The following is a 20,721-nucleotide window of genomic DNA, read 5'->3' on the forward strand; positions in this document are numbered from 1 at the left end:
AGCGCGATACGTCATGCCCCAGGGCATGCAGGCGGGCGACGGTCTCCGCCACCGCCGCCTCGGCGGCGGACAGCACCGGGGCACTGGCCGGGCCGGCGTACAGCCACAGGGTGGCCTCGACGACGTAGGGGGTGACCGTCGCGGACCGGACAGTCACCCGGTCGGTCAGCGGGCGGACGTCGTCGGCGGCCAGACGGGCCTCCACCGCCGCGACCAGGTCGGGCGGCGCCGCGCCGTCGCCGTCGTGACCCAGGACGGTGACGACGACGTCGCCCGGCGTCGGGCTGTCCACCGCCACGTCGCGCACGCGGCCGTCGGCCTCGCGGGCGTGGAACTGATAGGCGCCCGCGGGGCCGGCGGTGCTCAGGCCCTCCCAGGCGAGCTGGGCGCGGGCGCGCAGGGCGTCGTCGGTCTCCATGACCGCCGGCGTGGGCGGGTCGCTGGTGTCGTCCGCCGGCGTGACGGTCAGGCGCGACACGTTCATCAGCGCCGCCAGGTGGTCGAGCGTCGTGCCGCTGGCATAGGCCAGCATCAGCCCGCGGGCGCCGTCGTTCCATTCGGCGACACGGAGCACCAGCCGATAGGCCATGGCCTCCAGCAGCTTCATGACCGGGTCGGACTCCAGGATCGCGCTGTAATCGGGATAGCGGCCCTGGAAGTCGGCCAGAAGGGCGGATACCTCGGCCTCGTACTCCAGCAGCTGCAGGACGTCGGGCGGCGGCAGACGCGCCAGGTCGATGACCGCGTAATCGTTCATCGCGTCACCTCGTGGTGAGCGGTCTCGAACACGGTGAAGTCTCCGAGGTGACCGCGCGGGTAGTAGAGTCCGACCAGCTCCAGCATCATGGCGCCGTCCGGGCCGGCCGCACGCGGCACCATGCGGACCAGGTCGAAGCGCGGTTCGCCGTACTGGTGGCCGTTGATGGTGCGCGGCGCGAGCGCCCGCACCACGGTCACGTAGACGTCCATCAGGGACTGCGGCGTCATCGGCCGGTCCAGCAGGCCGTCCGCCCCGGCGCCATAGCGCCGCCGTTCGACCCGTTCCCCGACCGCCGTGGTCAGGATGTCATCCATCGACTGCACGACGTGGTTCCACCCGTCCAGCGGGCGGCCGGTGCGGCGGCACATGCCGACCATGGGGATCAGCCCTCGGCGCGGTCCAGGGACGCGACCCCGCCCCGCTGCCTGCCCGGAGCGGTCGACGCTGCCGGCTCCGGCGCGATCTGCTCCGCGCGCAGCAGGTAGGCGGCCTGGGTCTCGGTCAGGACGATGGGTTCGCCGACGACATACGGTCGGCCGGCGCCGCCGGCATCGGTCAACCACCCTGCGCGGGTGACGGTAAAGGCTGGCATGGGTTACTCCCCGTCTTCGGGACGCTCATCCGGGAACCGGGCGTAGTAGTCATCCAACAGCGCGGCACCATCGCCCCCGAGCAAGGGAGCGTAGGCCGGGCCGCCGGAGTCCGGGTGTTCCGGTTGGTACCGAGCGTGACTGGACCCGGCCCACTCCGGCAGGTAGGACGCCCACCAGGTCGGCATGTACGTGATACCGGTCCCACCGGCATCCAGCCGGGTGACCGCGTCGGCGTGGACTTCCACGCGCTCACCGCCGTCGATTCGCACCCGTTCAACCGCGATGTGATCGATGGCTTGGCTGCGGATCTCGACGCGTGCCACGGCTTCGGTGGATTCGATGCGCAGCGTGTCGCCGACGAACGACACCGTGGCGGCCCGCGAGGCGTTCGCCGCGTCGACCACGGTCAGACGCTCCAGGACCGTCAAGGTTCCGACCACAAGGGACTCGAAATCGGGATCGGCCACTGGTCACCTCACTGGCGGTGTAAAGGTCGGGATCGGGGGCCAGACGGCCTCCGTCGAGTACACGCCACCGTTGTCGTGAATGCCCCTCGTGGTGTGCAGGCGGCCGTCGATCCGCACGCCGGAAGGTCCGACGCACAGGGATGTATCGCCGCTTATCAATGTGATTGTGCCCGCGGCCACGATGTAACGGTCACCACCCCGGTTGTGCGGCTGGGGGAATGCGGTCGACCACCCTCCCGGCAGGATGAGCCCCAGGCCAGGGTCGCCCGTCGGGCTGACCACCAGGACACGCTCGCCCGGTGTCGGCGGGTCCCAGTCCCGGATGTCGCCGGCGCGCTGGACCCACGGGATCGCCTTCGAGGGCAGCCCGTCCATGTCCACGGTGGCCACGGCGCGATCGTAGTCCACCCCGGTCACCCGGGCCTCGCGGACCATGTTGCCGATGCGGCGGCGCAGGTCTTCCACCTCGGCCTCCAGCTCGGCGAACCGGCGGGTGATCGCCCGGACGAACGCGTCGCTCATGTGTCCGGGTATCCCGCCGGGTGTGTGACGACGGTTTCGATGGTGCTGCCGACGGTCCGTGGATCGTCGACCTCGTGTCCCAGCGCCTCCGCCGCGTCGCGCTGCCAGTGCCAAGGCCACAGGACAGGCGGCATCGCCGGTGTATCGCCCTCGATCTCGGCCCGCAGGACCGGGGCCAAGGGCGCCAGCGCGGCGTCGGCCTCCAGCCGGGCCAGGAGGTCCGCCCAGACCCCGGAGGCGGTCACGCCGGATCGGGGTTCCGCCAGGGTGCGGACCTGGAGTTCGATCTGGCGTCCGGCGAAGCGGGTGCCCTGGTCCGCCGAGGCGCCGCGCTGGGTCCGGACCACGGCGATGTCGATCACCAGGGCGCGCCACAGGCCGGCCCAGGGGTCGTCCGGGTCCATCAGCGCCCGCCGGATCTGACGGTCGAGCAGGTCGAGCGTCGTTTCCATGCCGGCGTCGGTGGTGGGGATCGCCCAGGCGCCGTCCGGCGCCATCTGTGCCGTGACCGCCATCTCGATGATGAGGGCGAAGCCGGGCTGTCCGGACAGCAGATCGCCGTGGCGTGGCACCGTCTCGCCGTCGTCGGTGTAGACCGACAGGAACGGCAGGCGCTCGGTGCGCGCCGCCACGTCCAGCGGCGGAATGGCGCTGTCGCGCACCGCGTCCCCCGCCCAGGTCCGCCCGCGCAGAGCGGCCACGGTGACGATACGCAGCGCCAGACGGGAGAGGCTCATGGTCAGCGCGCCCCCAGGCGCAGAACGATGCGGTTGCGGTGGCCCCGGTCGATGCGGAGCACCTCGTAAGGGGTGCCGCCCCGATCATCGGCCGTCAGGTGGTCGCCCTGGCGGACGTCGAGCACGCCCGGCCATGCGTCGGGATCGACGTGCAGTTCCGCCTCGCTGACGGGGATGCTGACCCGCCAGGACCGGGCCGCGCCGCCGTCCAGGTTGCTCTGGTCGCCCTGGCCCGTGACCAGCACGCCGACCAACGGGAAGGCCGGGCGGGCCGGGTCGGGGCCGGACGAGAAGTCGCCGGCGGCCTGGGGCGTGACGGTGACGGCCTCGCCGAACTGCCCGTCCACCGCCTGCCGGACTCGCGCCAGCCGATCCCGCCAGATCGGGGGCATCAGGACTTGGTCAGGCGCCGCAGGGACCGCGGGCGCACGCACAAGGTCAGGGGATTGGACTGCGCCTCAACCACGGCGCGACGACTGGTCTGGCTTTCCGGTGGCATGTAGGAATGCGCCGGGAGGCCCTTCATATTGGTCATTCCCATGATATCCGGCGGACCGAAGATCATCTGGAACAGGCCGGGGATGCCCATCGGGAACAGGCGGCCCTCGTCAGTGTCGATGCCGACATCGCCATCCTTGGTGCCACGGTAATTGGCCCATGTAATGCCACCATAGTCGATGGCGGAGAACGCCATGTTCTCTCCGAACACGTCTGAATCGCGCCCCGCGTCGCGGTTCTTGCGGGCGGCCTTCACTTCCTTGTTGGAATAGATCTGGTCGTAGTAGTTGTCGCCACACAGCGCGACCGGCCGCATCATCGTGACCGGCAGCCCTTCCAGTTCGCGGAGCATGTCCCGCTTGAGCTTCGTGCACTCGACCTCGAACACCCCGCCGTCGGCCGCAAGACCGCCGAAGTTGGTGTTGTGTGCCGCCAGGGCGTTGATGCCAAAGAAGTCATACCAGTTGTACAGTTCCGACCCATCCGCATCCAGGACGACACCCTTGATACCGCCGAGCCTGTGGTACTCGTGGGTCAGCTCAACGCGCGCGCGCAGGCCGAACGGGCCGTTCAGAACGTCCTGGATCAGCCCCTCGGCCGTTTGCAACTCGGACTGCCCCGTCAGCTGGGCTTCCTGCATCGCATCCTGGACTTCGTCGGCGTTTACGTAGCCTTCAACGGCGATGTGGGAGACGGTCGCCTTGCGAATGATCTGCTTGGCCTTTTCCATCTGCTCGGGTGGCGCCCCGCGCTCGGAGGTCTTCACGACCTCCAGGGAGCCGTTGCGCTCGCCCACGGCAATGTCCGTGGTGCGGACGCCGTCGACCGTGTACAGGCCCATGGCGCCAAGCAGCTGCGGCGAATAGGGGACGTTGTTGACCTTCGAGGTCAAGGTGAGCGCCGAAAAGGCGTCACCGGTGAAAACGTTCGGGAGTTCCCACATCGGGCGTGTCCTTTCCGGTTATCGGACGATGATGCCGACGGCGGCCAGATCGGCGACGCCCGCGGCCTTCTGCGGGTCGGTAGCACCGTCGAACCACGAGAGAGCGAGCCCGTTGACCTCGGCGTCACGAGCGATGATCGTGGCGCGCCGGTCCCCATCGGAGGCATCGACGACGGCATGGAGCACGGCGACGGCCGTTTCACTCCCGTCCTCGGCGGTCGGGTCGTGGATCGTGTGTTTTCCGGAGGTGGTGACCCGTCCCAGCACGGTGCCGGGGGTATAGGCGCCGCCCGTGACAGTCACCTCTTCCCGGCTGCGATGTCCGTTCGCCTCCGAGATCAGGAATTCGGCCGTACGCCGGCTCTCAGTGATGACGTTCGGCATGGCGTTATCCCTTCACCCCGTTCATCCGGTTGTAGATGGCTTGGTGATCGATCCGCGGGTGGGCGGCAGAACGCCCCCCCGGCATGGCCAAGCCGGCCCCGGCGGCGGCCCGCTCGGTGGCGTAGGCCTCGGGTGTCGGATTGGCGTCGTCGGTCGGCTGTGCGTCACCGGCCTTCGGCGCAGCGGCGAGCGTGGCCTTGATCGCCGTCGGTTCCATGTCGGTGCTGGCGAGCAGGTGCTCGGCCAGGGCCTCGCGGCCCTTGGTTTCCGCCAGCGCCAGCACGTCGGCGCGGCGCTTGCGGTCGGCGGCCACAGCCTCGGCCGCGATTTTCGCAGGGTCGAGAGTGGCCGCAGGGGCCGTCTGGTGCGTGGCAGCGGGCGCGGTGCCCGTGTCCGTCTGTGCCTGTCCGGTCACGGGCGTCTCCTGTTGTTGAGAGAGATTGGCGGTCGGCATGCGCCAGCCGTGCTGGCGGGCCATGGCCACCAGCCGCTCGGGGGCCCGGGCATAGACCCGGTAGTCGTAGGCCGACGGTTCCGCGCCGTTGTCGTTGGCGGCCCCGATCGCATCGACGAACCCGGCCTGCAGCGCCTGTTCGGCCGTAAGCCATGTTTCCGCGCGCATCAGGTCGCGCATCTCGGCGGCGGGCCGGCCGGTCCTAGCCGCGTAGATCGCCGCGTAACCGTCGCTGATGGTGTTCAGGGCGCGCAGGCTGCGTTCGTGTTCCGTGACATCGCCAAGGGTGATCACCGCCGCGTCGTGGATCATCAGCACGGCGCCCAGCGCCATGGTGACGGTATCCCCCGCCATGGCGATCACGCTGGCCGCCGAAGCGGCGATGCCCTCGACGATCATGCGCACCCGGCCGCCGTGCGCGGTGAGCGCCGCGTGCACGGCCGTCCCCTCGGTGGCGTACCCGCCGCCGCTGTTCAGCCGCACGGTGACGTCCTGGTCGTGGCCGATCGTGGCCAGCGCCTGGATCACCTCGAAGGCATAGAAGCCGTCGTCCCAGACCGCATCACCGACCACGCCGGTCAGGACGATCTCGGAGCCGTTGACCAGACAGGCCATGCTCAGTACCTCCGGAACCGTGGTATGACGGCGTAGCGTGGTCGGCGGCCCTGGGACCGGGCACACTCCGCCTCCATGCGCGCGATCTCCCGATCCAGCGCCGCCGGGTCGGCCTTGAAAAACTCGACCTCCTCGCGGTCGAACCGGATCCGGGCCGGGACCTGGCCGGACACCAGGTCAGAGCGCAGGGCGCGCAGCTCCGCCGCCCGCGTGCAGGGGTCGGTCATTCGGCATCGTCCTTTTCGGTGTCCGTCGGCGCCGGCGCGGGCGCCGTCTTGCGAGTGAACGGGTCGCCCAGGCCGGCGGCCACGAACAGGTCCCGCTCGCGCTGGCGCTGCTCCACCACGTCCTCGACCGACAGGCCGTGCTCGGCGCATTCCAGCCCGAGATAACTGGTGCCGTTCTGCAGCCGTTCGCTCGCCGCCTTGGCACTTTTCAGATCGTCGGCGGTCGGGCGCGCGGGCCCCTGCCATTCCGCCCAGCAGATGTCGTCGCGATGGGCCCGGAACGCGCGATACCCACCGCGCAGCGGGATCCGGCCCTCGCCGATTTCCTCGTCCAGCCAGCTCTCGTAGATCGACTGCTTGATCGGGGCCGCGATCCGTTCGCGGCGCCGCAGCACCACCGGCCAGATGCTGGCGTTTTCCATGCGCACCGACGAATAGGTCGCGTTGGTGTGGTCCATCGCGAACGCTGAATACGTGACGCCGATAGCCCGGGCCATCTCCCGGCGGAGGTCCGTCGCGAACGGCAGGTAGTTGTTGTGCGGCGTCTGCGCCGCCTGCAGATCCAGTTTCTCACCCGGTCCCAGGTGCGAGACCTGACCGCCGGCCCCGAACTGAATCCCCTCCGCCGCCGCGTCCAGCTTGGCCCCGATGAAATCCACGAAATCCGCCGACAGGGTCTCGTCCTGCTCCGCCAAAGCCTGGATGCCCTCGAAGGCCTCCACACTCGGGTTCGGGCTGGTCAGCGTCGCCGCGAACACGGTCTGCAGCACCGCCGTGGTCAGCGTGGCATCACCCAGCTGCTCGGCGTAGGCATGGGTGCGCATGGACGACGCCAGGACCGAGACGCCGCGGGTGTCGTCCGCATCCCAGGGATCGAACGCATGGATCACCTGGGGCCGGCCCGCGGCGTCGCGCGCGGCATAGTCCACGTCCTGGTCCCAGCCGTCCCGTCGTTCGCGGAAGCGGTAGCCCGTCGGCCTCCCGTTCTCGTCGAGCCAGACGCCGGCATGGAGCCGCCGGTACTCGTCGGTCTCGCGCACCAGCCGGTGCGGCGGCACCAGACAGACCTTGGTGCCGGTCGTGATCCCGTAGCGGACCCGCGTCGGCCGGTCCCAGAACGCCAGCAGGCCGACCGCCTCGCCGTAGGCGATCTGATGGCGCAGTGCGACGTCCACCATCTGCGGCACCGTCAGACGGCCCCGGACGTCGCACTCGGCCGGGTTCCACGCCCAGCGCCGCCAGCGCCGTTCGACCTCCCGCGCCCAGGCCACCGTGTCGGCCTGGTCATAGCCGAGAGCCGACAGATTCGGCCGGGCGTTCAGGCGCAGTTCGACCCCGACCGTATCGGCCAGGACCTGATCGACCGCGCCCTTGAGGCGCCCGGAATTCTGAATGAAGTCCAGCGCCAGCGCCGAAATCCGGTCCCACGCCCGCGTCACCTCGTCCTGGTGCGTCACCAGCGAGGCGGCCCGCTGCGTCAGGGCGCCCTGGCCGGTGTCCCGCAGGTACCGGGCGACGGGCCGGCGACCAACGGCCGGGATGCGCGGCCCGCCCCGGGCGGGCGTCGGCACACCGGCCCCGCCGGCCCGGGGAATCATCGACCGTGCCATCAGCGCCGTCTCCACTTCGCGCGGCGTGCCGCCCGGTCCGCCGTCGGTGCGGAACGGGGTAGCGCCGACGGCTCCGGCACCGGTGTACGGGGCGCAGGGGCCCCGTCGTCCGGCAGAACCGGTTCCCGCCGTCGCGGCGCCACCGTCGGCGGCCGATCCAGTTTCACCGGCAGACTCAAGCGCGCCGCCAGGCCATAGACGAAGCAGTCCAGCGCCTCGTTGCGGGCGTCCGCCTCCTTCTTCCGCCAGACCCGCACGGGGGTGCCGCCCTTGATCTCCGTCACCGCCTGTTCAGCGGTGAGCTGATCGAAGTAATCGGCCGACAGCCCCTCGGCCGGGACGTGGATCGCCCGGGGTGTCGGCCCGTTGCCCTCGATCGGGATGGCCAGCCGCGCGGCGATGTCGTCCTTCGCCGTGTCGGTGCCGATGATGTACAGCCGGTCGCCGCTGTTCTTCGTGCGGCTCGGTGTCTTCGGCCAGATCAGCCGGGGACCGGCCATGCCCTTGCCGGCGTAGATGCGCCGCCGCTTCCGGGCACGGCAGAAGGCATGCACCATCGCGCCCCGGTGGCCCTGGCTGTCGATACAGCCGGCCTGAGCGGTCAGGGTGCGGCCGTCCACCGTGTGGACCGGCTCCAGGATCAGGGCGTCGAGCCGGTCCCAGACCTCCTTCTTGGCCGTGTCGCCGGGCAGCACCTCGTGGCGGAGAACCCACACCTCTTCATCGTCGCCGAAGCCCAGAAATGTCACCTCAATGCGGTCGTCCTGCGTATCCGCGCCGAACACCACCAGCCGCACCGCCGCCGGCGCCGACAGGTGCGTGTAGGGCTCGCACCGTTCGGCCAGGGCCTCCGGGTCCAGGCGCTGGATTTTCTCCCGCCACACCTCGGCCAGGGCGGTGTTGACGAACTTGCGCATCAACTCGGGTTTTTTCTTGCACCCGAGGTATTCCTTGACGATGTCCGCCAGCTCGTGGCGGGTCGAATACAGTTTGCTGACCTGGAATCCGGCGTGCCCGTCATAGGGCGCCAGCGCGCCGCAGGTCGGACATTTCGCCCGGCCGTCAGCGGTCCAGACGGACGGCTGGTGTTCCTGTTCGCAGCAGCGGAACGGCCGCGTCTGCCGCCATCCGTGGTCCGGCGCTTCGGCCAGCGCCCGCAAGGCCCGGATGCGCTCCGCCTCGCTCCAGCCCGCACCACAGGCTTCGCAGTGGTAGCGCGCCGTGTGCGGCAGGTGGTTGCCGTTCGCGTCCTTGTCCCACAGCACCGTTTCGGGCGACCACCGCAACACCTGCTCATGGCCGCAGTGCGGGCAGGCCACGAAGCAGCGCCGCTGGTCGCTCTTCAGATACTCCCGCCAGATCCGGGACGTGCTCTCGTCCGACGGCGAACACACGCGGATGTTCTTCTTGCGCCGGCGGAAGGTGGAACTGCGCTCTTCGGCCAACGCCAGGGGGTCACCCATGCCGCCGGCGTCGGCCGGGTAGAGGTCTATTTCGTCGGCCAGCACAATCCGCTTTGGCCGGCTGGCGAGGTCCACCGGGCTGTTGGCGCCGACGAAATCCAGCGTGCCGCCGGGGTATTCCTTGTGCGTGATCGTCACACCGGAATCGCGCGCCTTGCTGTCCGGGATCAGGGCGCGCAGGACATCGGTGGCCTCACGGGTCGGAGCAAACCGCTCCTTGCTGAAGGTCTCCGCCAGCTTCTGTGTCGGCTGCACGAACAGGATCGATGCGGGGTCCTGGTGGATGAAGTAGGCGCAGGTGTTGAGCAGGAACTCCGACTTCACGATTTGCGTACAGGCCACCAGGGTGACCATCTGTGTCCTGTTGTCCGTGGCGGCCTTCATCGGCCCGTAGGCCACCGGAACCCGCAGGGTGCTCCAGCGGCCCGGGTTGGCGCTGTTCTGGCGCGCGATCACCCGGAAGGTGTCGGCCCACTCGACCAGGTCAAGCCGGGGCGGCGGCTTCAGCGCCTCCGCCCGGACCTGGTTCAAAGCCCTCTTCAGGCGCGAACTGTCCGTCGGCGGAGAGGGCATCGAGGATGTCCGTTATCTTGCTGGTCAGCAGCTCCTCGATCTCCAGCACCGCGAGGTGTTCCAGATCGGGCGCCAGTTCACCGGGCATGGCCATGATGTTGGCGCGCACCGTCGCGTACTCCTCGGCCACCAGCCGACCGACGGTCTCCACATCGACCAGTTCGCCGCGCCGCAGGGCCAGGTCCATTTCGGCAAGGGCTGCCTCCGCCGCTGTCTTGCGGCGCTTGGCCTCCTCCATGTCCATGGCGTTCGTGTCGCCGGTCGCGGCCTGCGCGGCCTGTTCGGCGCGCCAGCGCATGACGTCGGCGGTGTTGTACTGGCCGGGCCGGCCGCGTGATCCCTTGCGAGCCACGGGCATCCCTTTGCGCTCCCAGGCCCGGACGGTCATGGCGGTCACGCCCATGATCGCCGCCAGCTCGGTCTGACTGACGATCCGGCCGTCCACCTTTTCAACCATTGCGCCGCACCCGCCTGCTGAATGTGAGCAAAAACAACGCCTTAGCCGGGCCGCGATCCGAAAGCGAACCCGGTTTTCGGCGGGCTGGACCTGGCCAAGCTTCGGGGCTGCGCGCCCGCGAAACACCGTACGCCACCGTACGGTCCCTAGAAGCCCCTGCTTCTGAATGGGTTATTTGAACGCGCCGGAAGCCAGCCCCTCGATCTGCCGGTTCAGCTCTTTCGGGAACACCATCTGCGCCGCCAACTCGAACGCTGCAGCCGTCTCGCCCTGGATCAGCTCGCGCGGGATGGCCGGCCCCCACAGCTTATCGATGGCGTCGCGCTGACCGGGCAGGCGCTTGAACACCTGGCCACCGAGCTTCTGCACGAAGAACGTCGAGCGGAACACGCGCCGCTTGCCCCACGGCGCCGCGGAGATACCCCGCCGCGTGCGCCGCGCGCCAAAGTGCTTGAGCGGCATGTACCCGCCGCTGGCCACGATCCGACTGCTGAGGGATGCCCCCTGAGCCGGTATGCGGCGGACGTCACCGTACTTGATGATCTTCGCCTGTGGCGCCCCGACCTGCTTTGCCAGCGCCCGCTTCACACGGGTGTAGGCCATCGCGGTCGTCTTGTTGACGGTGCGGCGCAGCGCCGTGCGGGCCTTGGCCTCGTCCCCCAGCGCGGCCAACGCGTGACCGAACACCGTCAGCCCGTCGCCGTCCAGGTCAACACGGATGGTGGACATGATGGGCCTCCGTGACCGGACACAGAAAACCCCGCGCGGCGGGACCGGCGGGGAGTGCGCATTAGCGCTAGTGTCACAGGAAACGTGCCGAAAACTGTCCAAGCTGTCAAACAGATTTTGTGTCAAGCGGCTAGATTTTTCGACATGTAGCTGATCCGGCCCGCAAGCGCGGCTACGGCGCGGTCCCGGGCATTGTACACCGTCTGTCGGCTGCACCGCGTCTGCCTTGCAATGACAGGCGCGGGAACCCCGGACGCCAACAAAAACGCCCGTCGCAGGTCCAGGGGGCGCGGGAACCCCGCCGCGAGGCGGAACAGGGTGTCCATGCGCTCGATCGCCGCCGCCGACGGAGGGCCGGGCCGTACCGTCATGGCATCCCACCCACCCCGCGCCACAGCCGCGGCCCAACGATCCGCCTGTTCCACCAAGATCGGAGGCCACGCCGACCGGTCACACGACGCCAACCAGCCCCGTTCGCGGTCGGGCAATCGCTTCAGGGTATCGGCGGCATCCAACACCAGCTCCCACGCCGCGTCCTGAAGAGACGGATCCGTCCGCCCGCACTCGCTCGCACGCGCGCACCCCCACCGTGCCAAGGCCGTTGCTTGACCCGGACGGATATCCCGCGCCCCGGTCATCCCACACCCCCGGCCGTCTCCGTGGCCCACAGGGCGATGGCGATGGCGTCCGCCTCGTTGTCGTCGGCGGGGTCGTGGCCGCGGCGGCGCAGCTCGTGCTTGACGTCATCCTTGGAGGCGTTGCCCTTGCCGACCACATGGCGTTTCCACACGCCCACGCCGACTCCGCTGTAGGGGACCTGCTTTTCCTCGCACCAGCTGGTCAGCACGGCCTGCAGCCCCCCGTAGACGTGGGCGGCGTCGGTGCCGGCGTGCCGGCGGACTGCCTCGAAATGGAGGGCGGTGATCTCGCCACCGAGTTCAGCCAGCAGTGTGTCCAGCCAGCGGCGAAACTTCAGGAAGCGCATGCCGCCGCCGTCGAAGCGGCCGGCCGCCATGGTCAGGGTGCCACTGGTGATGATGCCGCGGGCGTGAACCGCCCAGCCGGTCTTGGTGCCCAGGTCGAGGGCGACGATCGTGTCGGTCATGACGGGGCTCGCTGTGGTGGCGCGGGCCCCTGGCTTTGGCGGGAACGAGCCTGCCCCACCTTGCATCGGCGGTCAAGAACGAAATGGGAACGAGCGGGATGGTCCGGGTGGTCCGGGTTGGTCCGGGTTGGTCTCCAAAACCTCTGTATGCAAAAAAAAACTTCCCCTGTTGCACTCGAATGTCGTGTTTCCTGATCGCCTGTTATCTTCTCTGGTTGCGTGTTTTTTTGCGCCAAACAGATTTCACCATTTGACCCGGACCACCCGGACCACCCGGACCAAGAATTTTAACATCCTGATATTGCTTCGGAAAATTGGTCCGGATTCGGTGGTCCGGGTTTTTCTCCTCCTCGAACCAACCCGGACCAACCCGGACCACGCTGGGTCCGACGCGGCGTCGGCCCGGGGAAGGAGGCGTTGCCCTCTACGCCTTGGTCCGCCTTCGGCTCGTCCCGAACGGCCCTGGTCCGGGTTTCTCCTAGCGTGGTCCGGGTATGCCTCTCGGGACCCGGACCAGGGTCCGCGCACGAAAAAGGCGCCCCCCGATGGAGGCGCCGACTGTCGTGATGGTGTTGTGGTCAGGCCGAAAGCTGCGACTGTCGCACGCGGCCCGTTCGTCAGATGTCGATCGAACAGCCTGGAGGCAGTTCATCCAGATCGTTCAGTTGGGCCATCTTGTCGCCAAGGTAGGCCATGCCCGCGTAGTTCGTGGCGCCCTCGGCAACCACGCCCTGCGAGTCGATGGCCGACACATATTTCTTCTTTTCACCATCCTCCCATTCCATCTCGACCAACGCGAACGCTAAAGGGGGAGAGAACATGTACTTGCCCGGGCGATCATCATCTCTATATGCCAACGCCCAGGCGGGGGTAGGCGGCATGATCTGCAAAATCTCGTAGGTGATGGTCACGTGTTTCCTCCAGTGTTGATGTCGTCCAGCCATGACGCTTGGCACGGGGTGGAACCTTCGAGCTTATAGCGCCTCTGGCGTTGTTTCGGTCCGACATAGGGACGATGCTGTTTCCACCCCTTCGCGGTGAAGTACCGCCCGACACGCGCCTGATCCCGATCGGTCCAGCGGCCCGGTTCGATCCCCAGCGCGTGTTCCAGCACCTCGCCCACCGACACGTCGGTCAGCGGCTCGGGCCGTTCGATCTCGCGGTTTTCCCAGGTGTCGTAGCCGACCTTGATCCGCTCGGTCGTGTGGGTCAACCAGCGGTCGATCTTCTCTTCCCAGGCGTCGGAGACGCGCTTGGCGTCCTGGGCGGCGGCGGCGTCTGAGACCAGGTCCCGCTGGTCCAGCCACCAGGGTTCGCCGGCGGCGAAGCGGGCGACGGCCTCGCCCCACAACTGGTCGCGGGCCTGCGCCAGTCCGTCCAGGTCGATGGGCCCGGTCGCGCCCGCCTTGACCGGCCAGAAGCGCCGGCCGCCGGTCTCGTCCTTCAGCCAGGTCTCGTGGTTCACGGTGCCGCACAGCACCGCCTGGCGTGGCACCTCGATGGTGTGGCGGCCGTAGGGCGGGCGGTAGCGGTCGGTGGTGCGGGTCAGGAACGCCTTGATACGGCCGGTCTCGGCCTTGGACATGGCGTCCAGTTCAGCCATCTCGACCACCCACGCACCTTGCAGCTGCATGGCGGCGTCCTTCGACCCCACCTCGGCCAGCTCGTCGGTGAACCACGCCTCGCCACACAGGGTCTTGAACGCGGTGGACTTCTTCAGCCCCTGCGGCCCTTCCAGCACCAGCATGTGGTCCGCCTTGCAGCCGGGCTGGCGGATACGGGCGACGGCGGAGATCATCCAGCGGGCGCCGAACGCGCGGGTCAGGCGGGTGTCCTCGGCCCCGACATAGGTGGACAGCCAGGTGTCCAGGCGCGGCGTGCCGTCCCAGGTCAGGCCGTCCAGGTAATCCCGCACGGGGTGGATCGCCTGCCCGCGGGCATAGGCGGCGACCGCGCGGGCGGTCACCACGGGCGTGACGTTGATGTCGCGACGCTGCAGCCAGACGGCCAGCTGCACGTCGTCGGCGTCCGACCACTGGCGCGGCAGGTCCTCGGTCGGGGGCGACCACGGCAACGGGCGCTGCACCAGGATCTTCTCGGCGAAGGCGTCCAGCACCAGGGCGCCGCCGAAGGCCGTGTCATGGGTCAGCGCGACCATGACGTTGGCCTCGTTGCGCTCCGGCTGTCCGGTCATGTCGAGGCGGAGGCGGCAGGCCCAGGGGCTGCTGATGCGGGCCGTGCTCTCGCCGCCGGAAGCATTCCACCGTCGGCGCATGATCTGCGCCTGCCCCCGGAGGCTGCCCATGCCGAGTCCGGTCGCCGCCTTGAGGGCGGTCAGGATGCCTTCCTCTTCCAGGTCCTCCAGCCGGGCGCGCACCATGCGGTCGACGATGCCGATGGCGCCGGGGACGTCGCCCTGGGTCAGGGTCTGGGCCTCGGCCATCAGGGACCGGGCATCGTCCACCACGGGCGCGGGCGGTGCGGTGGGGCGGTAGTCCCCGGCCGTGGCGCCGTGGCGCAGGTCGTCGTTGAAGTCGTCGCCGTGCAGCGGGGAGACGATGGTGTGACCGATCCCGGCGTCGGTCAGCCGCGCGGCGAGGTCGGCCGCCGCCTTCTGTCCTGCCTCGCCGGCGTCGGCGAAGAGGGTGAGGCGCGTCACCCCACCGGGCCACTGAAACCGCCGCACGCCCTCCGCCGACAGGCCCGCCCAGGTGGGGAGGCCGAACAGCCGGTGCGCGGACAGCGCGGTTTCGATGCCCTCGGCGATGCCGAGGTGGCCGTCCTCGGGCACCGGGAACAGGCGGACATGCCCGCCGCCGGCCGGCCCCAGCATCTTCTTCCCCGGCGGCGCCTTGCCGGTCCCGTCGGGCTCCAGGAAGGTCCGGTGGATGCCGCCGGTCGGCTGCCCGTCGCCGTCGCGGATCACGCCGACCATGCCCGGCCAGCCGGTGCGGCTCGCCCTGTCGGTCATGTCGGGCGTGAACACCAGATCGGGCGATCCGGGATCGGACAGGCCGCGCGCCTTCAGGTAGGCCTCGGCCACGGTGCCGCCGAGCGGCTGGCAGTTCTTGACGACGCGGCGGGCGTCAGCCGTGGTGTCGCGGGCCGGCGGCGAAGGCGGCGCGGCCTTGCGCGGTTTGGGCGCGTCCGGCGTCAGACCGGCCACCCGCGCGGCCTCGGCGTACAGGTCGCCGTTGCACAGGCCGGTGGCCCAGCCGATGAGTTCGATGGGGTCGGCGCGGTCGTCGGTGGCCCAATCGCGGCCGTAGCCGGCCCAGCGCCCCGCCAGCCTGATTTCCGCCGATCCGTGCCCGCGCGGTGCATCGCCGCCCAGGTTGGCGAGCCGCAGGGCTCGCCGGTCCGGGGTCAGCCGGCCGGCCGGGAACAGCATCGGCACCCAGTCGTGCGCCGACGCCTGCAGCCGGTCCTTCACATCTCGCAAGTTGATCCGGGGCGGCGGGGGTGGGGCCGTGTCGTTCAGGTCGATCGTCATCGGCCGCATCCGGATACACACGTGATACACAAAAGCCCTTGACGGCCGCACGGTATATTGTGTATATTATACACATCAGAACGGAGGGGGAGACGATGCGGAGCAGCCGGGAGGTGATCAAGGCGTTGAAGGCCGATGGCTGGTTTCATGTGGGCACCACGGGCGACCACTGGCATTTCAAGCACGCCACCAAGCCCGGCAAGGTCACGGTGCCCCACCCGACCAAGGACCTGACTCTCCGCACCCTGAAATCGATCGAGGCCCAGTCCGGCCTGAAACTGCGATAAGGAGACCCGGCCATGCAGCGCTTCTATCCCGTGATCATCGACCAGGAGGGCGCCGTGTTCGGCGCCACCGCGCCGGACTTTCCGGGCTGCGTCTCGTCTGGCGCCAGCCCGGAGGAAGCCCTGGCGGGCATCGCGGAGGCCCTGGCGGGCCACGTCACCCTGATGGCGGCGGATGGCGATCCGATTCCGGAGCCCTCCGGTATCACGGCGGTCCCCGCCGATCCCGCGTGCGTCGAGGTGTGCCGCGCCCTGGTCCCGGTGACCCTGCCGGGCCGCATCCAGCGCTACAACGTCTCCCTGCCCGAGGACCTGGTGGCGGAGATCGACGCGTCGGTGGGCAAGGGCCATCGGTCGCGCTTTTTGGCGAGCGCGGCCCGGGCGGCGTTGCGCGCGGATCAGGCGGCGGATGTGCGGTGACGGGGCGCGGTGGATCATGACAGCAGCACCAGCCCTTCCTCCGCCCGGGTGATGGCGGTGTACAGCCAGCGCCGGCGATCGGCCTCGGTGCGGCCCAGGCCGTCGTCCCAGACGATGACGTTGCGCCAGCCGGACCCCTGCGCCTTGTGGCAGGTGATGGCGTAGCCGAACACCATCTCCAGCGGCTTGATCTTGCGCAGCAGCTTCCAGTCCCGGCTGCCCCGGTCCTTGTCGAGCTGGACGTGATCCAGGAACGGCCCCTTGTAGACCGGTACCCAGGGGGCCTCGCCCTTCCTGTTCGGCTCGCCGACGACGTCGCCCTCCTCGGTCTTCAGGCGGGCCTTGAAGATCAGCTCGGCGTCGTCGATGGCCTCCTCCAGGTCCAGGAACATGCCGTTGACGACACCGTGGGCCTTGCTGTTCTTCAGGCAGATGATCTTCTCGCCGGGCGCCGGCAGCACACCGCTTCGGCCCGCGACGCGGCGGATGCCGTTGTTGAGCATGACGCGGGTGTCGTTGCGGCCGCAGATGACCTGGTCGGCCTTCAGGCACATTTCGGGCGACAGGTCGCCGAAGGGCATCTTGGCCACCATGGGATCGTGCAGGCCCATCGGGATGGGCCGCCCCTGGCGGGCCCAGGTGGCGAGCCGGATCACCGCGCTCTCGGCCGCCTGCCGATGCACCTCGGTCAGCATGACGTCGGGCGCGGCATCGACGAACGCGCCCTCGCCCTTGATCGGCGGCAACTGGCCGGGATCGCCCAGCACCAGGATGGGGCGCCCGTAGGACAGCAGGTCCCTGGCCATGTCCCCGCCCACCATGGAGACCTCGTCGAGCACGATCAGTTTGGCGTCGACGGCGGCGGACTCCGGGTTCAGCCGGAACTGGGGCCGGCGCATCTCCTTGATGGTCTGGCGCATGGCCTCGCATTTGGCCTCGGCGTCCATGCGATCCCATCCGGCCAGACCCATCGCGTCGCCTTCCATCTGCGCCAGGGTCTTTTCCGCCTCGGCGATCTCCTCTTCGGGGGCCTCCTGGACGGAGTAGATCAGGCTGTGGATGGTCTGCGCCGGGGTGCCTTTCTGGCGCAACACCATGGCCGCCTTGCCGGTGAAGGTGGCGGTGACCACGTCCGCCGCATCGGCGGCGTCGAGCCCCAGGTCGGCCAGCGCGAACCTGAGCACGGTGGACTTGCCGGTGCCGGCGTAGCCGAACAGGCGGAACACCTGTTGGTCGTCGGTGCGGTGTTCGAACCAGTCCTTGATCCGGCGGATCGCGGCGGCCTGGCTGTCGCTGGGGGTGATGGTCATGCCGGCCGGCTCCAGCAGCGGTCCTGCCAGGCGCACGGCGGATGCCAGTGGTCGCCGTCATGCCCGCCGGCGCAGACCTTGGCGTCGCGGTGGGTGGTGGCGCGGGGCAGCACCTCCTGGTGCGCGCAGGCCCGGACGATCTGAACGGCGCGGTCGCTCATCCGCTGCGCCAGCACCGGGTCGGCCGGCACCAGTTCGGCGTACAGCGCCCAGGTGTCGCGGTTGAGCGCGGTGAACAGGGCCGGATTGGGCAGGTCCATGTAGGCCTGATAGATGGCCATCTGCGCGGCGTAGATCGGCTTGCTGGCCGTCACGCCCTTCTTCACCGTGTCCTGCCAGGATCCACTGCCGAGCACCTTGTTTTCCCACAGGGCCGGCGTCGGCATGGAGATGGGCGCCGACAGGATCACACCGTCGATGTGGCCCTTGAAGCGGCCATCCAACTGGGCATAGCCGTACTGGCGGCCGTCGGCACCGTGGGTGCGCAGGTCGAACCCGGCATCCTTCAGCCACGCGGCGACAATGTCCTCGCCCTTGTGGCCGGCTTCGAAGATGCGCAGAGTCTTCGGCTCGAAGTCGCGGCCCTCGTCCTTCGGCACAGCCATGCAGTCGTACTGGATCTGGCGCAGGCAGGGCCGGCCGATGCCCGAGGCGCCGATGTACCTGCGCGGCGCCTGGGCACGCTGGCGCGCCGTCAGCATGCGGTCGATCGTGCCATTGACCTGGTCGCTGACGATGTTGAAGCGACGCGGGTCGTGCGGGTCGCAGGTGGCGCCGGAACCGTGGTTGAGGTCAAGCATGAGAGCCCCCCCGCGGCTTGTCCCTGTTCGGCCACAGACCAACGCGGATCCTGCGCACACTGGACCGGGAAATGCCGATGCGATTGGCGACGGCCCGGTCGATCAGACCCTGGTCGATCAGATTGCGGGCCTCGGCCACCACCTCGTCCGTCAACCGACACCCGCGCATCGGTCCGCGCATCGGTGACCGAATGGCATCGGAGTGTGAACGCGGTGATGGTGTGGGTGCGGACGCCCGGGGCGCGGCCAACGACCCGCTCAGGCGTTCGATGATGGCCAGCAGCTGGGCTTCGCGGTGTTCGAGGTTGGCGATGCGGCTGTCGCGCGCGGCGATGGCCGCGATGTCCAGTCCGGCGGGACGCGCGGGGGGCGGGGGGATCTGTCCGCGCCGCCACGCCATGAAGACCTCGATGACCTCCTGCCGCACATCAGCCGCCCGCGCGGTGCGCGACAACATGCACAGCAGGAGGGTCTGGCCCTCGTTGAGGTGATAGGCGGAGATTTCGCGGATGGCCCCAGAACCGATCTGGACCTTTTCACGCGCCGCGTGAATTGGTCCGTAGCGGCGCAGTTCATCCACATTGGATTCAATGGTCTTGCGGATGTTCAGCGGTTGGGCCATGCCCAGGCGTTCGCCGATGCGCACATCCAGGATGCGCGGTTCATTGGCTGTGGTGTCCAGATCGGACAGGGAAAGGGGAGACGCACTGGTGGCGTTGGGAGAAGCCATGATGAAGCCCTCAGGCAGGCGTTGCGATACGCCGACAGAGAGGCTTTCCACGGCGTCCCTGGCGGCGGGAGCGTTGGAAATCCGGCCTGAGACGGACCCTGCTTCTTCCCCTTGCGGGTCTTGTATCCGCAGGCGCCCCGCCATAGGGGCGTGGCCCGGGCAGAGTCCGGGCACAAAAATAGCCGCGAGGCTTTCGGGGCGGCCACCGCTCAGGTCGGAGCGTCCGTCCCCTTCGGTTTCCACGCCGTCGGGAGCTCCACTGATGACGATACGCGCCACGCACGCGGGGGTCAAGGAGATGGAATCCCAACCGCCTCGACTCTTGCTTACGGTCTCGCTATCTTCCCTGGTTGCCGGTTTCGGGCGCGGGAGGCGAGCGTGAACAAGATCGCAACAGATCTTGCCACACCGTGTGGCGAGTGGCCCGAAGCCCTCCAGTTCGGCGCGGTTCCGCTCGATCAGGTCGCGGATCTTGCGCGGGCGTTCAAAGCCCAATCGCTCCGCCACGCGCACGTCTTTGACGCGCGGTTCGTCGGCGGTCGTGTCGAGATCGGAAATCGAAAGGGGATTCTGGGCAGAGTCCGCCCGTGCGCCGGTCCGAGCCATGGCGTCGCTCCTGTGGCATTCGATTGCCGGAGCATCCGCGCTGTTCAAGGCGCCAACACCCCGGGGGTTGAACACTCGGCCACAGTCGAGCCCACACGCCTTTAGGCTGTCGCCCTGGACATGCGCGTGCGGCCCCCGGAGATCGGGCATGGGAAACCCGCCTGCGGGGCGGGGTCCGCTGTGACATGGAGTGTTCAAGCTCCAGGCATGACGGTACGCCCTCGCGGGTGCGGGTGCAAGATTGTCGTGCGTACTGCGCACGGAAGGGATGGACTCGCCCGAACCGACTCGCAGAATGGATGCGAGCGTCATGCGAGTGGGGGGCCGCCCCTGGTGGCGGGAGCTAGCACCTGACAGAGACAGGCCCGGATATTCCCCCGGAGGGTCTTGTATTACCCGGACTCCCGCCATAGGGGCGAGTTCATGCCCAGATTCCGGGCATGAAAACAGCCACGTATCGGCATTCGTGACGGGCCGCTCTGTGGAGGTGCTAGCTCCAATCACGAGCATGGCCCCGATCACATCGCGGGTCAAGGTCGGCGCGCCGCGCGACCCTGCACGGACAGGCTGGACTTTCCCGGATCGACTCGCACCATACGTGTGTTCGAGGTTCGCGCGACGACAGGGGGAGGCCCGCCGATGCCCGACACGATCAAGGCCTGGGAAGGCTTGGCCCACCGCGCGCCGACGGCCAAGGCGCCGCCGGTGGTTCCGGGCCGGGAGTTCGCGGCCCCGCCGACCGACATCGACGAGCCGGAGCCGATGGACGCGGCCGAGCTGGACGGGCTGGACCTGGAGGGGCTGACGCTGGGCATCCTCTACCGCAAAGCCAGCGGGGAGGAGAGCCAGCGCCGCGTCACCCTGCACCGGATGAAGGTCTCGAAGGGGCCCGCACTGTTCATCGCCTGCTTCTGCCACGAGCGGCAGGCCAACCGCACGTT

24 protein-coding genes are annotated in these 20,721 nt (G+C 69.0%); 3 read left to right on the forward strand and 21 right to left on the reverse strand.

Annotation, left to right across the window (positions count from 1 at the left end; translation table 11 throughout):
* From GGD88_RS16870 to GGD88_RS16955, 18 genes are all read right to left on the reverse strand, one after another.
* Positions 1 to 757, reverse strand: a 757-nt coding sequence (locus GGD88_RS16870; RefSeq protein ID WP_184437646.1) for a baseplate assembly protein, incomplete at its 3' end; no start/stop codon positions are given.
* On the reverse strand, positions 754 to 1,137 hold the full coding sequence (locus GGD88_RS16875; protein ID WP_184437648.1) for a GPW/gp25 family protein: 384 nt from the start codon (positions 1,135 to 1,137) through the stop codon (positions 754 to 756). The genes GGD88_RS16870 and GGD88_RS16875, both read right to left, overlap by 4 nt.
* 5 nt (positions 1,138 to 1,142) lie before the next feature.
* Positions 1,143 to 1,352, reverse strand: coding sequence for a hypothetical protein (locus tag GGD88_RS16880; protein ID WP_184437649.1), 210 nt, complete (start codon positions 1,350 to 1,352; stop codon positions 1,143 to 1,145).
* 3 nt (positions 1,353 to 1,355) lie between these two features.
* The gene (locus tag GGD88_RS16885; RefSeq protein ID WP_184437651.1) at positions 1,356 to 1,820 is read right to left on the reverse strand and encodes a hypothetical protein; all 465 of its coding nucleotides are present in this window, start codon (positions 1,818 to 1,820) and stop codon (positions 1,356 to 1,358) included.
* A 3-nt stretch (positions 1,821 to 1,823) separates the two neighbouring features.
* Positions 1,824 to 2,342, reverse strand: coding sequence for a phage baseplate assembly protein V (locus GGD88_RS16890; RefSeq protein ID WP_184437653.1), 519 nt, complete (start codon positions 2,340 to 2,342; stop codon positions 1,824 to 1,826).
* The gene (locus GGD88_RS16895) at positions 2,339 to 3,079 is read right to left on the reverse strand and encodes a hypothetical protein (protein ID WP_184437655.1); all 741 of its coding nucleotides are present in this window, start codon (positions 3,077 to 3,079) and stop codon (positions 2,339 to 2,341) included. The genes GGD88_RS16890 and GGD88_RS16895 overlap by 4 nt, the downstream gene beginning before the upstream one ends.
* A gap of 2 nt (positions 3,080 to 3,081) precedes the next feature.
* Positions 3,082 to 3,471: a hypothetical protein gene (locus GGD88_RS16900; protein ID WP_184437657.1), complete on the reverse strand. Its 390-nt coding sequence runs from the start codon at positions 3,469 to 3,471 to the stop codon at positions 3,082 to 3,084.
* A complete protein-coding gene (locus GGD88_RS16905; protein ID WP_184437659.1) occupies positions 3,471 to 4,520 on the reverse strand; it encodes a major capsid protein in 1,050 nt (349 codons plus the stop codon). Before GGD88_RS16905 ends, GGD88_RS16900 begins: the two co-directional genes overlap by 1 nt.
* Before the next feature lie 18 nt (positions 4,521 to 4,538).
* Positions 4,539 to 4,904, reverse strand: coding sequence for a head decoration protein (locus GGD88_RS16910; RefSeq protein WP_184437661.1), 366 nt, complete (start codon positions 4,902 to 4,904; stop codon positions 4,539 to 4,541).
* A gap of 4 nt (positions 4,905 to 4,908) precedes the next feature.
* On the reverse strand, positions 4,909 to 5,973 hold the full coding sequence (locus GGD88_RS16915) for a head maturation protease, ClpP-related (RefSeq protein WP_184437663.1): 1,065 nt from the start codon (positions 5,971 to 5,973) through the stop codon (positions 4,909 to 4,911).
* 2 nt (positions 5,974 to 5,975) lie between these two features.
* On the reverse strand, positions 5,976 to 6,200 hold the full coding sequence (locus tag GGD88_RS16920; RefSeq protein WP_184437665.1) for a gpW family head-tail joining protein: 225 nt from the start codon (positions 6,198 to 6,200) through the stop codon (positions 5,976 to 5,978).
* Positions 6,197 to 7,810 carry a phage portal protein gene (locus tag GGD88_RS16925; RefSeq protein WP_184437667.1) on the reverse strand — a complete coding sequence of 538 codons (1,614 nt, stop codon included), beginning with the start codon at positions 7,808 to 7,810 and terminating at the stop codon, positions 6,197 to 6,199. Before GGD88_RS16925 ends, GGD88_RS16920 begins: the two co-directional genes overlap by 4 nt.
* The gene (locus GGD88_RS16930) at positions 7,810 to 9,804 is read right to left on the reverse strand and encodes a phage terminase large subunit family protein (protein ID WP_184437669.1); all 1,995 of its coding nucleotides are present in this window, start codon (positions 9,802 to 9,804) and stop codon (positions 7,810 to 7,812) included. The genes GGD88_RS16925 and GGD88_RS16930 overlap by 1 nt, the downstream gene beginning before the upstream one ends.
* Complete coding sequence (locus GGD88_RS16935) at positions 9,758 to 10,291, reverse strand: terminase small subunit (protein ID WP_184437671.1); 534 nt, start codon at positions 10,289 to 10,291, stop codon at positions 9,758 to 9,760. The genes GGD88_RS16930 and GGD88_RS16935 overlap by 47 nt, the downstream gene beginning before the upstream one ends.
* Before the next feature lie 183 nt (positions 10,292 to 10,474).
* Positions 10,475 to 11,032 carry a hypothetical protein gene (locus GGD88_RS16940; RefSeq protein WP_184437673.1) on the reverse strand — a complete coding sequence of 186 codons (558 nt, stop codon included), beginning with the start codon at positions 11,030 to 11,032 and terminating at the stop codon, positions 10,475 to 10,477.
* Positions 11,033 to 11,666: 634 nt separating this feature from the next.
* Positions 11,667 to 12,137, reverse strand: a complete 471-nt coding sequence (locus tag GGD88_RS16945) for a crossover junction endodeoxyribonuclease RuvC (protein ID WP_184437675.1) — start codon at positions 12,135 to 12,137, stop codon at positions 11,667 to 11,669.
* Between the two features lie 617 nt (positions 12,138 to 12,754).
* The gene (locus GGD88_RS16950) at positions 12,755 to 13,048 is read right to left on the reverse strand and encodes a hypothetical protein (RefSeq protein WP_184437677.1); all 294 of its coding nucleotides are present in this window, start codon (positions 13,046 to 13,048) and stop codon (positions 12,755 to 12,757) included.
* The gene (locus GGD88_RS16955) at positions 13,045 to 15,630 is read right to left on the reverse strand and encodes a VapE domain-containing protein (RefSeq protein ID WP_184437679.1); all 2,586 of its coding nucleotides are present in this window, start codon (positions 15,628 to 15,630) and stop codon (positions 13,045 to 13,047) included. The genes GGD88_RS16950 and GGD88_RS16955 overlap by 4 nt, the downstream gene beginning before the upstream one ends.
* Before the next feature lie 95 nt (positions 15,631 to 15,725).
* On the opposite strand from GGD88_RS16955, the gene GGD88_RS16960 reads away from it, so the two are divergent.
* Positions 15,726 to 15,917, forward strand: coding sequence for a type II toxin-antitoxin system HicA family toxin (locus GGD88_RS16960; protein ID WP_184437681.1), 192 nt, complete (start codon positions 15,726 to 15,728; stop codon positions 15,915 to 15,917).
* A 12-nt stretch (positions 15,918 to 15,929) separates the two neighbouring features.
* Positions 15,930 to 16,334: a type II toxin-antitoxin system HicB family antitoxin gene (locus GGD88_RS16965; RefSeq protein ID WP_184437683.1), complete on the forward strand. Its 405-nt coding sequence runs from the start codon at positions 15,930 to 15,932 to the stop codon at positions 16,332 to 16,334.
* A 14-nt stretch (positions 16,335 to 16,348) separates the two neighbouring features.
* Here GGD88_RS16965 and GGD88_RS16970 read toward each other — a convergent pair whose 3' ends face one another.
* The 3 genes from GGD88_RS16970 to GGD88_RS16980 are packed head-to-tail and all read right to left on the reverse strand — an operon-like array spanning position 16,349 to position 19,780.
* The gene (locus GGD88_RS16970; RefSeq protein WP_184437685.1) at positions 16,349 to 17,644 is read right to left on the reverse strand and encodes an ATP-dependent DNA helicase; all 1,296 of its coding nucleotides are present in this window, start codon (positions 17,642 to 17,644) and stop codon (positions 16,349 to 16,351) included.
* Positions 17,641 to 18,444, reverse strand: a complete 804-nt coding sequence (locus tag GGD88_RS16975) for a hypothetical protein (RefSeq protein WP_184437687.1) — start codon at positions 18,442 to 18,444, stop codon at positions 17,641 to 17,643. Before GGD88_RS16975 ends, GGD88_RS16970 begins: the two co-directional genes overlap by 4 nt.
* A complete protein-coding gene (locus GGD88_RS16980) occupies positions 18,437 to 19,780 on the reverse strand; it encodes a helix-turn-helix domain-containing protein (protein ID WP_184437691.1) in 1,344 nt (447 codons plus the stop codon). The genes GGD88_RS16975 and GGD88_RS16980 overlap by 8 nt, the downstream gene beginning before the upstream one ends.
* Before the next feature lie 639 nt (positions 19,781 to 20,419).
* Between GGD88_RS16980 and GGD88_RS16985 the strand changes: the two genes are divergently transcribed.
* The coding region (locus tag GGD88_RS16985) for a WYL domain-containing protein (RefSeq protein ID WP_184437689.1) at positions 20,420 to 20,721 on the forward strand (302 nt) is incomplete at its 3' end.

Source organism: Roseospira goensis, assembly GCF_014197795.1.
GTDB lineage: Bacteria > Pseudomonadota > Alphaproteobacteria > Rhodospirillales > Rhodospirillaceae > Rhodospira > Rhodospira goensis.